Origin of the sequence: Bacillus sp. AP8, assembly GCF_000321185.1 — a bacterium.
Lineage (GTDB): Bacteria > Bacillota > Bacilli > Bacillales > DSM-1321 > Bacillus_AD > Bacillus_AD massilioanorexius.
Genome location: NZ_CAPG01000091.1, coordinates 1 through 14,314 on the forward strand (window position 1 = coordinate 1; position 14,314 = coordinate 14,314).

The window sequence follows — 14,314 nt, forward strand, 5'->3', positions numbered from 1 at the left end:
GCCAGGCATGGCAACTATCTAGGTGGTGAAAGTCCACTGTGGGGGTACACATCGACCAACCACTAAGGAAGCGCAAGGTACTTATCGTGAGGTAAGGGCTAAAGGAAGCGTGGAATAAAATCTTGGCTCGACGAACAGAAATCTGATACCAAGGCTCTGTAAAGGGATGAGGCTCCTAAACAAGTCAAAGTCCAAAAGATGTGCGTAACTTTATAGAGTAAATCAGGCGAGTAAAAGAGGAAAGATAGTTGGCTTACCCTGGGAGGTCTTGCGAATGTACAGTCGTACAGTCGAAAAAGGTTAATCGCAAGAAGTCAGCAGAAGCCATAATAGTGAAAAAAAAAAAAAATTTTTTTCATGAAGGGCTGAACAATTTATAGTGTTTCAACGCCACGAATGCGTAAGTGACGTACTCCGAATGTGTTAATGGGGAAAGTATGAGCGTATCTCAGAGGATAACCAAAAAGGAGCTATCACTTACTACGTGAGAGGAAAGGAGAAACGAGTGTGGAACTTTTAGAAAAGATTCTAAGCAATCAAAATATGAATGAAGCTTACTTACGCGTTTATAAAAATAAAGGTGCAAGTGGAGTCGATGGAGTAACAGTCGATGAACTAAAGCAATATCTGAAAGAGAATAAGGATGAGCTGCGTAAGCGCATCAGAACAAGAAAATACCAACCACAAGCTGCCTTAAGAGTGGAGATTCCAAAAGAAAATGGTAAGATGCGCAAATTGGGAATACCAACAGTAGTGGATCGAGTCGTTCAACAAGCCATCCATCAAGTTCTCAGTCCGATATTTGAAGAGCAGTTCAGTGAATTCAGTTACGGTTTTAGACCAAAAAGAAGTTGTGAGATGGCTATCATAAAGAGCTTGGAATTTCTGAATGATGGATATGATTGGGTAGTGGATATTGACCTTGAAAGATTCTTCGATACAGTTCATCACGATAAACTCATGCGAATCATATCTAACACAATTAAGGATGGAGATGTGATTTCTTTAATAAGAAAGTACTTAGTCAGTGGAGTTATGGTGAACGGAAATTATGAAGAAACACCAATTGGAACTCCGCAAGGAGGGAACCTCAGTCCACTATTGAGCAATATTATGTTGAACGAACTGGATAAGGAACTAGAAGGTAGAGAACTTCCATTCGTGAGATACGCTGATGACGCTCTTATCTTTGTTAAGAGCGAGAAAGCAGCGAATAGAGTGATGACATCAATCGTGAGATTTATAGAAAAGAAATTAGGATTGAAAGTCAATGTAGAAAAGAGTAAGGTATCTCGCCCAGAAGATTTGAAATTCTTAGGGTTTGGATATTACTATGATTTTAAAAATAAGAAATATCAAGTGAAGCCACATCTCACTTCCATACAGAAATTTCAAAGAAAGCTTCGCCGACTGACTAAGCGAAATTGGAGTATTTCGTTAGACAATCGAATAGTGAAATTAAAACAAGTTATATTCGGATGGGTCAATTACTTCAGAATAGCAAACATGAAGAAAGTAACAGAACGAATAGATACGAAGTTACGCTCAAGAATTAGGGTAATCATTTGGAAGCAATGGAAGGTACTTAGGAAACAAATTAAATCGCTCATTCAACTAGGGATTCCGAAGGAAGAAGCGAAAGGATTGGCCTTCTGTCGAAAAGGCTACCGATATATAGGATTATCGAAAGTTGTTCAAAGAGCACTTTCGAATCAAAGACTAAAGCAGAGGGGAATACCCTCTGCTTTAGAACACTATCTGAAAGTACACACTGTAATATAAATTGAAACGCCGTATACGCGAACCGTACGTACGGTGTTGGGAGAGGGGCGAAAATAAATCATTTTATTTTCCCTCTACTCGATTGTAAAAGAAAAATCCGAATGATTAAACAACAAAAAGGTCAGCCAAATAGTAAACCGACGAAGGAGAAGCAAGAAGGTCGAGGACATGAAGGAGTGACGCCCGGAATGTACAATGTACATGAGGACGGAACGAGTGAAATGGACGAAGAGATTCGCTGCTTATCGTTCGTCGGCATTCGAACACGGAAGTTAGCGCCGATGGTAGTTGGGGGTCTCCCCCTATGAGAGTAGGACGTTGCCAGGCAAAGCAAAAGACCAACTGAGATGTTGGTCTTTTTTTGTTGTCTATAAGAAGGTGTGTATAATTATGTTACAAAAAAGCAGGAGAACAAAAATAAAAAGTGAATATAATAAAATATGAAATAGAAAACGAGATAATAAATCTCTTCCATGAAGAAAAGAATAATTAAAAAGAGCATTTTTTACGTTAAGATTATGAGAAAATGAGGTATAAATAAGGGGAGAGTTTGGCGAATATAGAGTATATAGTAAAGACACCTGAGTTGCAAAAAGGTGTTCTTTCCAATATAATTATAGTCAAATATAGTCAAAGTCAAGAGGAATGTTATTTATGCTGAGCAATCAAGATGTTAACGCAGATTGGAGGGGGTAAGATGAAAAATATATCTGACATAATTGAAACTTACTTAAAGAATGTGCTTAGTAATAGTGAGAAGGACATTGTAATAATAAAAAGAAGCGAAATAGCGGATAAATTTCAATGTGTGCCTTCTCAAATCAATTATGTCATTAATACTCGTTTTACAACTGAAAAGGGATATGTAGTCGAAAGTAAACGTGGTGGTGGTGGTTTTATCCGTATTGCCAAAGTACAATTGTATGATTATGCTCAGATTGTTGATCAGCTACTCAACCTCATTGACACAAAACTTCCTCAACAAATGGCAGAAAATATGATTTTTAGACTTGTAGAAGAGAAAATCATTAGTGAACGTGAAGCGAAAATTATGCTAAGCGTTATTAGCAGCTCGGTTTTAATGATTGAATTACCTTATCGAGATGAGCTTAGAGCTCGAATGATGAAGGCAATGCTTACTAGTCTTAAATACCAATAGATTTTAGAAGAGGTGTTGTGATGATTTGCCAAGAGTGCAAACAGAACCCGGCTACTCTTCATTTTACAAAGATTGTTAATGGGGAAAAAACAGAAGTTCATTTGTGTGAAAAGTGTTCGCAGGAAAAAAGTGAATTGTTAATGCTAAATGGTGGTCCTAGCTTTTCCATTAATAGCTTATTAGCCGGCTTATTAAATATAGATCAAAACTTTACTCCAAAGCAACAAAATGCATTTTCGCATCCTGATGATATTCATTGTGAACATTGTCATATGAGTTACCCACAATTCGCTCGTCTTGGAAGATTTGGCTGTTCTAATTGTTATAAGTCTTTTCAAAATCAGCTCGAGCCTATATTAAAGCGACTTCATAGTGGAAATTCTACTCATACGGGAAAGATCCCCAAAAGAATTGGTGGCAATATTTCACTTCGAAAAAAAATAGAAGATTTAAAGCAAGAACTTACAATTAGTATTATTCATGAAGAATTTGAGAAGGCTGCTGAGATTAGAGATGAAATTCGAGCACTTGAAAAAAGATCAGGTAACTCTGAGAAAAGGAGTGACCTTGATTGAGTTTAGAACATTTTATACAACAGGCTCTAAGTCCTTGGATGAATGAAGAAGGACCTGAATCTGATATTGTTTTAAGTAGTCGAGTGCGTTTAGCAAGGAATCTGCAGGATTTTACTTTCTCGACACTTCTTCAAAATGAAGAGGCCAATGAGCTAATTGAGTTAATTGAAGAAAAATTTACGACTTTAAAAGAAGAAAAAAAACTAGAACTAATTAAGATGTCTGCGATTCAACCATTAGAAAAAAGAATGTTAGTAGAGAAACATTTAATTAGTCCTCATCTAGCCCAAGAGTCTCCATTAGGAGCATGTTTTCTTTCTGATGATGAAAAAGTTAGTATTATGATTAATGAAGAAGATCATATCCGAATACAATGTCTTTTATCGGGATTACAGTTAACCGAAGCACTACAGCTTGCGGATGATATTGATAATGAGATAGAAGAGCGTGTAGATTATGCCTTTGATGAAAAAAAGGGGTATCTAACTAGTTGCCCAACAAATGTAGGAACTGGTTTGCGAGCATCTGTAATGATGCACTTACCCGGATTAGTCCTTTCTCAAAGAATGAATCGTATCATACCAGCCATTAATCAATTAGGGCTCGTTGTTAGAGGAATATACGGTGAAGGTAGCGAAGCGTTAGGAAACATTTTTCAAATCTCGAATCAAATAACGCTAGGTAAATCAGAAAAAGAAATTGTTGAAGATTTAACTAGTGTGGTTCTGCAAATCATCGCTCAAGAAAGAATGGCTCGTGAAGCATTAGTCAAAACCTCTAACATACAATTAGAAGATAGAATATTTCGTTCGCTTGGAACTCTTTCTTACGCAAGAATTTTAGAATCAAAAGAAGCAGCAAAATGTCTATCTGATGTTAGATTAGGAATCGATTTGGGGTATATAAAAAATATCTCTAAATCCATTCTTAATGAGCTGATGATTTTAACTCAACCAGGATTTTTACAGCAATATGCACAGGGACTGTTAAAGTCATCTGAAAGAGATCAAAGAAGAGCTGCTTTTATTAGAGAGCGTATAAATATGGAAAAACATAAAGAGTGAGGAGGCATTACTTATGATGTTTGGAAGGTTTACGGAGAGAGCCCAAAAGGTTTTAGCACTTGCACAAGAAGAGGCTATTCGATTAGGTCATAATAATATTGGAACGGAGCATATTTTACTTGGTCTAGTTCGTGAAGGCGATGGGATAGCTGCAAAAGCACTTTATGCATTAGGTTTAGGAGCTGAAAAAATTCAAAAAGAAGTTGAAAACTTAATTGGTCGAGGTCAAGATAGTGCGCAAACTATTCACTATACACCTAGAGCTAAAAAAGTTATTGAACTTTCAATGGATGAAGCTAGAAAACTTGGTCATTCCTATGTAGGTACAGAACATATTTTATTAGGTTTGATTCGTGAAGGAGAAGGCGTTGCTGCTAGAGTGTTAAACAATGTTGGAGTTAGCTTAAATAAGGCTCGTCAGCAAGTATTACAGCTACTCGGCAGTAATGAATCAGCAGGACATCAAGGTAATACATCGTCAGCGGCAAGTACGCCTACATTAGATAGTTTAGCGAGAGATCTAACTGTGATTGCTCGTGAAGGTAGCTTAGATCCTGTGATTGGTAGAAGCAAAGAAATTCAGCGTGTTATTGAAGTGCTTAGTCGTCGTACAAAAAATAACCCTGTATTAATCGGTGAACCCGGTGTAGGTAAAACAGCAATTGCTGAAGGATTAGCACAGCAAATTGTAAATAATGAAGTTCCTGAAATATTAAGAGATAAGCGTGTTATGACGCTTGATATGGGTACTGTTGTAGCAGGAACGAAATACCGTGGTGAGTTTGAAGATAGATTGAAAAAGGTAATGGATGAAATTAGAGCAGCAGGGAATATCATTTTATTTATCGATGAATTGCACACGTTAATTGGTGCAGGGGGTGCTGAAGGTGCAATTGATGCTTCCAATATACTAAAACCTTCATTAGCTCGTGGAGAGTTACAATGTATTGGAGCTACAACGCTTGATGAATATCGTAAATATATTGAAAAAGACGCAGCTCTTGAAAGACGTTTTCAACCGATTCAAGTGGATGAACCATCAATCGATGAGTCTATTCAAATCCTAAAAGGGCTAAGAGATCGATATGAGGCACACCACAGAGTATCTATTACAGATGATGCAATTGAGGCAGCGGTTAAACTTTCAGATAGATATATTTCTGATCGTTTCTTACCAGATAAAGCGATTGATTTAATTGATGAAGCTGGATCAAAGGTTCGATTAAGATCTTATACAACTCCTCCAAATTTAAAAGAATTGGAAGTTAAATTAGAGGAAGTTCGTAAAGAAAAAGACGCAGCTGTTCAAAGTCAAGAATTTGAGAAAGCCGCATCTTTACGTGATTCAGAACAACGATTAAGAGAAAAACTAGAAGAAACGAAAAAGACATGGAAAGAGCAGCAAGGAAAAGAGAATAGTGAAGTAACAGTTGATGATATTGCTACAGTAGTATCGAATTGGACTGGAGTTCCTGTTACTAAATTAGCTCAAACAGAAACTGAAAAACTTCTGAAAATGGAAGAGCTTCTTCATAAGCGAGTAATTGGTCAAGAAGAGGCAGTAAAAGCTGTTTCAAAAGCAGTTCGTCGTGCAAGAGCTGGCTTAAAGGATCCAAAACGACCAGTTGGTTCATTTATTTTCTTAGGACCTACAGGGGTAGGGAAAACAGAACTTGCTAGAGCTTTAGCAGAAGCTATTTTTGGCGATGAAGATGCCATGATTCGAGTAGATATGTCCGAATTTATGGAAAAACATTCGACTTCACGCTTAGTCGGTTCACCTCCAGGGTATGTAGGATTTGATGAAGGTGGTCAATTAACAGAAAAGGTTCGAAGAAAACCTTATTCCGTTATCCTACTTGATGAAATCGAAAAAGCACATCCAGATGTGTTTAATATTTTACTACAGGTTCTTGATGATGGTAGATTAACGGATTCTAAAGGTCGTACTGTTGATTTTAGAAATACCATCGTTATTATGACATCTAATGTAGGTGCTTCAGCACTTAAACGTAACAAATATGTGGGCTTCAATATTCAAGATGAAGGTTCAGATTATAAAGACATGAAATCAAAAGTGTTGGAAGAATTGAAAAAGGCATTTCGTCCAGAGTTCCTTAACCGAATTGATGAAATGATTGTATTCCATGCACTAGAGAAAAAGCATATCGAAGAAATTGTTCATTTAATGATAAATCAGCTTGTGAAACGATTAGACGAACAAGACATACATGTAGAATTATCTGAACCAGCTATTGAAAAGATTGCTAAAGAAGGCTACGATCCAGAATATGGTGCTCGACCACTTCGCAGAGCTATTCAAAAACACGTAGAGGATCAATTATCTGAAGAATTATTAAAAGGTACTATTAAAAAAGGCCAACGAATCCTAGTTGATGTAGAGAACGGAGAGTTTTTAGTAAAGCCTGTAGAAAAAGTTTCCATCGGTAAATAGTCATCTTAGAAATGCACAGGGCTTTGTACGCTCTGTGCATTTTTTAATCAATTTTTAAGAAAACTTTTTTATAATAATGATAAGTTATAGAAAATATACTTACTTGAACTGAAATTGTTTTATATACACGTGATTATTCATTTAAAATAAGCATATTTGAGGGATAATACTAAATAAAATGAAGGGGGAAGATCGTTGGCAAAAAAGAAAACAAAATTTATATGTCAATCATGTGGTTATGAATCACCAAAATGGATGGGGAAGTGCCCTGGTTGTTCAGAGTGGAACAAGATGATTGAAGAAGTTGAATTTGTGAAACCACTTAGAAAAGGTGCTTTCACCCATAGCGATGCTCCAGGAAGCGCAGGAGTACGTGTGAAGGCAGCTCCTATTACAAGTATTGAAACTTCCATTGAATCTCGTATACAAACAGATTTAAGGGAATTAAATCGTGCGCTTGGAGGAGGAATCGTTCAAGGATCGTTAGTGTTAATTGGAGGCGATCCAGGGATTGGTAAATCGACTCTACTTCTACAGGTTTCTGCCCAACTGGCACAAAAAGGACAAAAAGTCTTGTATGTATCTGGAGAAGAGTCGGTTAAACAAACGAAGCTAAGAGCAGATCGTCTAGGCACTGTTTCGGACCATTTGTTTGTTTTTTCAGAAACAGATATGGATTATATTGAACAAACAATAGAAGAAGTTCAACCTAATTTAGTCATTATTGATTCTATACAGACAGTCTTTCAGCCAGAAGTAACATCAGCGCCTGGTAGTGTATCACAAGTAAGAGAATGTACAGCTTCTCTCATGAGAATTGCCAAGACAAGAGGAATTGCTATATTTATCGTCGGCCATGTTACAAAGGAAGGAAATATTGCTGGACCAAGATTATTAGAGCATATGGTGGATACAGTTCTCTATTTTGAAGGAGAAAGACATCACACGTATCGAATCGTAAGGGCTGTAAAAAATCGTTTTGGTTCGACAAATGAAATGGGTATTTTTGAAATGAAAGAGCATGGCTTAGAAGAAGTGGAAAATCCATCTGAAATTTTTCTAGAAGAACGCTCACAAGGCGCTTCTGGTTCTACAGTGTGTGCTTCCATGGAAGGAACAAGACCAGTTTTAGTCGAAATCCAAGCACTAATTTCACCTACTAGTTTTGGTAATCCACGAAGAATGGCGACGGGAATTGATTATAACCGCGTATCATTATTGATGGCGGTATTGGAAAAAAGAGTAGGTTTGCTTCTGCAAAATCAAGATGCATACTTGAAGGTAGCGGGTGGTGTTAAGCTTGATGAGCCAGCAATTGATTTAGCTATTGCCGTGAGTATTGCTTCGAGCTTCCGCGATCAGCCGACTAAGCAGACAGATTGTATTATAGGCGAAGTAGGTTTAACAGGTGAAGTGAGAAGAGTTTCAAGAATTGAACAAAGGGTTCAAGAAGCAGCAAAATTAGGATTTGAACGAGTAATTATACCAGAAAATAATATCGGGGGCTGGAATCCGCCAAGAGGAATAGAAATAGTAGGGGTATCGACGGTTTCAGAAGCATTGAGACAGGCATTAGGAGGATAAATATGAGTGAGAAAAAGGCAGACAAAACCAAATCAGAAATACTACAACTAGTGTCTCCCGGTACCCCATTACGCGATGGTATTGATAATGTGTTAAGAGCAAATACGGGTGGCTTAATTGTTGTAGGATACAATGAAAAAGTAAAGGCTATCGTAGAAGGTGGTTTCAAGATTGCCTGCCCATTTACCCCTAGTGCTTTGTATGAGTTAGCTAAAATGGATGGTGCTATTGTTTTAAATGAATCAATCGATAAAATTCTATTAGCTAATGCTCAACTTGTGCCAGATACAATGTTTTCTTCTAATGAAACAGGTATGCGCCATCGTACAGCTGAAAGAGTAGCCAAAGAAACAAAAGCATTAGTCATTGCCATTTCTCAACGAAGAAATATTATAACGGTCTATCAGGGCAATTTCCGCTATGCGTTAAAAGATATTGGTATGATTTTAACTAAGGCAAACCAGGCTGTACAAACATTAGAAAAGTATAAGACAGTATTGAATCAAAGTATCAGTGGTCTAGGTTTAATGGAGTTTGAAGATATCGTTACTTATAATGACTTATTACGAGTCCTTCACAGATACATTATGTTTATTCGAATAAAAAATGAGTTATTGGCGTATTTAACTGAATTAGGAGATGAAGGAAGACTCATTCGATTGCAAATGAATGAAATTACATCCTCACTTGAAGATGAAGGTAAGCTTTTAATTCAGGATTATATGTGTTCTAGTGAATGTGATACAAAAGAAATATTACAGAAACTTCATGAGCTGTCACATCAACAATTCTTAGAAGATAGTGCGATTTTAAAAGCACTTGGCTATAACGGTTATGTTCCGTTAGATGAATTAATCATACCAAGAGGTTATAGAATGCTACATAAAATACCTCGACTTCCTGCTCTCATAATAGATAATTTAGTTCAAACATTTGATAACTTTAAAGTCATTATGAATGCGAGTGTGGAAGAATTAGATGATGTGGAAGGAATTGGAGAAGTTAGAGCGAAAAAGATAAGAGAAGGTCTTCGCTTATTAAGATCTTATTTGGTAACGGAAAGAACAATTTAAGTTTAGGTTCTAAATTGACACTCATTTTTGGGAGTGCTAGCCTTAAATTAAAGAGATATTGTATTTTCTTTCACGCACTACAGTATTTTAATAAATATGCATAAAAAGTCTTTACATTTTGATGACAAATATTAAAAGTACCGAGAATTAAGGTTTCAAAATAATAATTGTGTTTATAATGATGAATAAAGGGAGGTGAAAGGATGTTAAAACGTATTATACAAGCATGTTTTTTAATAATTGGTGGAACGTTAGGTATGTTTTTAATACCAAAATTATTAATTTTATTAGATGCTAATGATATTAGTTATATTAACAATCCTTATGTCACAGCTATTTTAGGTGCACTTATATTTTATATTTTTACTTTTTGGTCTATCGATCATATTGTACATTTCATTAAATGGATAGAAGAACGATTGGTGAAAGCACCAATAACTGATCTTATATTTGGTAGTTTAGGTTTAATAGTTGGGTTATTCGTAGCCTTTTTAATTGGTTTTGCTATTTCATCTATTAATGTTCCTATTGTGAATACGATTGCTCCAATAGTTATAACTTTGTTATTTGGTTACCTAGGCTTTCAAGTTGGATTTAAGAAGCGGGATGAATTATTAGGCTTATTTAGAAGTGGTAAAAAGAAAATCGCTGAAGTTGAAGAAGAAAAAGTAAAAGAGAGTACGTCTCCTTATAAAATATTAGATACAAGTGTTATCATTGATGGTAGGATTGCTGATATTTGTCAAACTGGTTTTGTTGAAGGGATATTGGTTATTCCACAGTTCGTATTAGCAGAGCTTCAGCATATCGCTGATTCTTCTGATGCTCTTAAACGTAATCGAGGCCGTAGAGGTCTAGATATTCTTAATCGCATCCAAAAAGAGCTTGCTGTAAAAGTAGAATTTTATGAAGGCGATTTTGAAGATATTCAGGAAGTTGATAGTAAGCTTGTGAAGCTTGCTAAAGTGATGGAAGGCGTATTAGTCACAAACGACTTTAATTTAAATAAAGTATGTGAATTTCAAAATGTACCGGTTCTAAATATAAACGATTTAGCGAATGCAATAAAACCTGTTGTCATTCCAGGTGAGGAAATGAAAGTCCTCGTTATTAAAGATGGTAAAGAGCACAATCAGGGTGTGGCCTATTTAGATGACGGAACGATGATTGTAGTTGAAGAAGGCAGAGATTATATTGGAAAGCAAATTGATGTTATCGTGACAAGTGTTTTACAAACTTCAGCTGGTCGCATGATATTTGCTAAACCGAAACTATTAGAAAAAGCATTATAGAAAGAGTTAGGAGAATATTTGACTATGAATTATGAAGTCATTATACTTGCTGCTGGACAAGGGAAGAGGATGAAAGCAGGAAAAAATAAAGTTTTTCTAGAGTTAGCAGGTGTTCCTCTTATTGTTCAAACAATAAAAGTATTTGATCAAGATAATCATTGCCAAAAGATTATTCTTCCTATCAATCTTGAAGAGAAAGCGATATTCGAACAACTAATTGAACAATATCATTTTGTTAAACCAATTCAGTTAGTTGCAGGTGGGAAAGAGCGCCAAAACAGTGTTTATAATGGTTTGAAATCAACTTCGCAAGAAAGAGATGCTATTGTTCTGGTCCATGATGGAGCACGTCCATTTGTGACACAGGAACTCATTCACGATCTTGTAAAAAGTTCTAAACTTCATGGTAGTGCGATACCGGGGGTACCGGTTAAGGATACAATTAAGCGAGTGAAAGATAGTCAGGTTTTAGACACTGTTGAACGATCAAGCTTGTGGGCTGTTCATACGCCACAAGCTTTTCGTCTTTCTATTTTGAAGGATGCCCATGAGAAAGCGGTAAATAAAGGCTTTCTTGGAACGGATGACGCTAGTCTCGTAGAAGAGATAGGGGAAATGGTTTATATGGTAGAGGATAGCTATAATAATATAAAAATTACAACACCTGAAGACCTATACATTGCAGAAGCAATTATGAAGCAGAAGAATAATAGGTGATGTTTTTTCAAATAAAGGAGAGTATATATTTATGTTTCGAATTGGACAAGGGTTTGATGTACATCAGCTAGTGGAAGGTAGACCGCTTATTATTGGCGGAATCACAATTCCGTATGAAAAAGGTTTACTAGGTCATTCAGATGCCGATGTATTGTTACATACAGTTGCTGATGCTTGTTTAGGAGCAATTGGTGAAGGGGATATTGGCAAGCACTTTCCAGATACTGATCCAGAGTTCAAAGATGCTGATTCAGCTAAGTTATTAGAACATGTATGGCAATTAGTGAAAGATAAAGGCTACGAATTAGGAAATGTAGATTGTACAATAATTGCCCAAAAACCAAAGATGTTACCGTATATTGGACAAATGCGTGCAAGAATTGCTGAGCTTTTGGAAGCATCGGAAGACGCGGTTAACGTGAAAGCAACAACCACAGAGAAGTTAGGATTTACAGGTAGAGGCGAAGGGATTGCTGCTCAAGTAGCGGTGCTGCTTAAAAAATCAGGGAACAATTGAATCTTGTAGTGGTCAAATGTGTTAAGAGCTTAAAGTCGAGCAAATAAATAAAAAGCAAACGACTAGCCGGTACATATTCTTTAAGGTAATTACCAAATCCAAAAGGATTGGTGTCAGTTTTTTTAAAAAAAGTAAGCATTTCAAAACCACTCTTTTTTCATGAGTGTTACAATGGTAAAATGGAAAAATACTTGTAGAGAAATATATATTTAATATGAATTTGGGAGGCATTTTAGAATGAGCCAAGATATAAGAGTCCGCTATGCTCCAAGCCCAACAGGTCATTTGCATATTGGGAATGCTCGTACAGCATTATTTAATTACTTATTTGCCCGTCATAACGGTGGAAAATTTATTATTCGAATTGAGGATACAGATAAAAAACGTAATATTGCAGATGGCGAAGAAAGCCAATTAAAATATTTAAAGTGGTTAGGGATCGATTGGGATGAAAGTGTAGATGTTCCTGGAGAATACGGACCATACCGTCAATCAGAGCGAAATGATATTTATGAGAAATATTATACAGAGCTACTTGAAAAAGGATTAGCTTATAAATGTTATTGTACGGAAGAAGAATTAGAGGCAGAGCGTGAAGCACAGTCTGCTCGTAATGAAACACCACATTACTCAGGTAAATGTCGTCACTTATCTGAAAGTGAACGTAATCAATTAGAAGCAGAAGGCAGACAAGCGGCCATTCGTATCGCTATTCCATCTGGGAAAACATATACATTTAATGATATGGTAAAAGGTGAAGTATCATTTGAAAGTGACGGAATTGGCGATTATGTAATCGTTAAAAAGGATGGTACTCCAACGTATAACTTTGCAGTATCTATTGATGATTATCTGATGAAGATTTCACATGTGTTGCGTGGGGACGATCATATTTCGAATACGCCGAAACAATTAGCGGTTTATGAAGCATTAGGTTGGGAAGCTCCAGTGTTTGGACATATGACTTTGATTGTAAATGAAAGTCGCAAAAAATTAAGTAAGCGTGATGAATCAATCATTCAGTTTATTGAGCAGTATGAAGAGCTAGGATACTTACCAGAGGCTTTATTCAATTTTATTACGTTATTAGGCTGGGCACCTGGTGGAGAAGAAGAAATCTTTACGAAAGAACAGTTTATTGAAATTTTTGATGAAAAAAGACTTTCTAAATCTCCGGCTTTATTTGATAAGCAAAAATTAACGTGGATGAACAACCAATACTTGAAAAACTTAGATGTGGATCGCGTTACTGAACTAGCTTTACCTCATCTTATTAAGGCAGGAAAAGTATCTGAACCATTATCAGCTGAAAAGACTCAGTGGGTTAAAGATTTAGTCGCTCTATATCAAGAGAAAATGAGTTTTGGTGCAGAAATTGTTGAGTTATCAGAAGTGATCTTTAAAGAAGAAATGGAAGTAGAAGATGAGGGGAAAGAAGTTTTGGCTGAAGAGCAAGTACCAGAAGTATTACAAGCTTTCCTTGAAGAAATAGACACTTTGGATGAATTCGTGGCGAGTGACATTAAAGCGGCTATGAAGGCTGTACAGAAAAAGACTGGTCAAAAAGGGAAAAAATTATTTATGCCAATTCGTGTAGCGACTACAGGTCAAACACATGGTCCGGATCTTCCGCAAGCAATTGCACTAATTGGTAAAGAAAAAATAAAAGCACGTATCCAAAGTATTTTAGATTAACAAATAGGTGAAAATATAATATATTATTAATTAAATAATGATTACTATATGTTGCGTAGATGGAGAGAAGTAAAAAAGCAGAACTTTACAGAGAGAATCACCTTGGCTGAAAGTGATTTATGGACAATGTTTTTTGAAATGCACTCTGGAGTCTTATACTGAAATGAAATCAAAGTAGGTATGAGCGGTATCACACCGTTATCATGAAGAGTTGGGAAATAGAAATCGTTGTCTGCCTTGTTTGGGGTTCAGCGAGTTTCCAAACAGAGTGGAACCGCGCTATTATAAGCGTCTCTGTCATTACGACAGAGACGCTTTTTTATTTTATTAAAATAGTGTAATCGTATGAAGTGTTCTATGGTTTGCCTGAATTAATTCGTATCTATTAGGTGCTAACCTGT

At 36.3% G+C, this 14,314-nt stretch carries 11 protein-coding genes and 1 other annotated feature; all 11 genes read left to right on the top strand.

Annotated elements, in window-relative coordinates:
* The first annotated feature begins 507 nt into the window (after window positions 1–507).
* The 11 genes from ltrA to gltX all read left to right on the top strand — a co-directional run bounded on the left by ltrA (window position 508) and on the right by gltX (window position 13,913).
* On the top strand, window positions 508–1,782 hold the full coding sequence (gene ltrA, locus BN349_RS21320; protein ID WP_019244344.1) for a group II intron reverse transcriptase/maturase: 1,275 nt from the start codon (window positions 508–510) through the stop codon (window positions 1,780–1,782).
* A 697-nt stretch (window positions 1,783–2,479) separates the two neighbouring features.
* Complete coding sequence (locus BN349_RS21330; protein WP_019244346.1) at window positions 2,480–2,941, top strand: CtsR family transcriptional regulator; 462 nt, start codon at window positions 2,480–2,482, stop codon at window positions 2,939–2,941.
* A 20-nt stretch (window positions 2,942–2,961) separates the two neighbouring features.
* The gene (locus tag BN349_RS21335; RefSeq protein WP_019244347.1) at window positions 2,962–3,516 is read left to right on the top strand and encodes a UvrB/UvrC motif-containing protein; all 555 of its coding nucleotides are present in this window, start codon (window positions 2,962–2,964) and stop codon (window positions 3,514–3,516) included.
* The gene (locus BN349_RS21340; protein ID WP_019244348.1) at window positions 3,513–4,580 is read left to right on the top strand and encodes a protein arginine kinase; all 1,068 of its coding nucleotides are present in this window, start codon (window positions 3,513–3,515) and stop codon (window positions 4,578–4,580) included. The genes BN349_RS21335 and BN349_RS21340 overlap by 4 nt, the downstream gene beginning before the upstream one ends.
* Before the next feature lie 13 nt (window positions 4,581–4,593).
* The gene (clpC, locus tag BN349_RS21345; RefSeq protein WP_019244349.1) at window positions 4,594–7,035 is read left to right on the top strand and encodes an ATP-dependent protease ATP-binding subunit ClpC; all 2,442 of its coding nucleotides are present in this window, start codon (window positions 4,594–4,596) and stop codon (window positions 7,033–7,035) included.
* A gap of 195 nt (window positions 7,036–7,230) precedes the next feature.
* Window positions 7,231–8,619, top strand: a complete 1,389-nt coding sequence (radA, locus tag BN349_RS21350) for a DNA repair protein RadA (RefSeq protein WP_019244350.1) — start codon at window positions 7,231–7,233, stop codon at window positions 8,617–8,619.
* A 2-nt stretch (window positions 8,620–8,621) separates the two neighbouring features.
* Window positions 8,622–9,692: a DNA integrity scanning diadenylate cyclase DisA gene (gene disA / locus BN349_RS21355; protein WP_019244351.1), complete on the top strand. Its 1,071-nt coding sequence runs from the start codon at window positions 8,622–8,624 to the stop codon at window positions 9,690–9,692.
* A gap of 203 nt (window positions 9,693–9,895) precedes the next feature.
* Entirely contained in the window at window positions 9,896–10,984 is a 1,089-nt protein-coding gene (locus BN349_RS21360; protein ID WP_019244352.1) for a PIN/TRAM domain-containing protein, read from the top strand.
* Between the two features lie 24 nt (window positions 10,985–11,008).
* Window positions 11,009–11,701, top strand: a complete 693-nt coding sequence (gene ispD / locus BN349_RS21365) for a 2-C-methyl-D-erythritol 4-phosphate cytidylyltransferase (protein ID WP_019244353.1) — start codon at window positions 11,009–11,011, stop codon at window positions 11,699–11,701.
* Between the two features lie 31 nt (window positions 11,702–11,732).
* Entirely contained in the window at window positions 11,733–12,218 is a 486-nt protein-coding gene (gene ispF / locus BN349_RS21370) for a 2-C-methyl-D-erythritol 2,4-cyclodiphosphate synthase (RefSeq protein ID WP_019244354.1), read from the top strand.
* Window positions 12,219–12,455: 237 nt separating this feature from the next.
* Entirely contained in the window at window positions 12,456–13,913 is a 1,458-nt protein-coding gene (gene gltX, locus BN349_RS21375) for a glutamate--tRNA ligase (RefSeq protein ID WP_019244355.1), read from the top strand.
* Window positions 13,914–13,960: 47 nt separating this feature from the next.
* Window positions 13,961–14,212: a binding site (T-box leader), on the top strand.
* Window positions 14,213–14,314 lie beyond the last annotated feature (102 nt).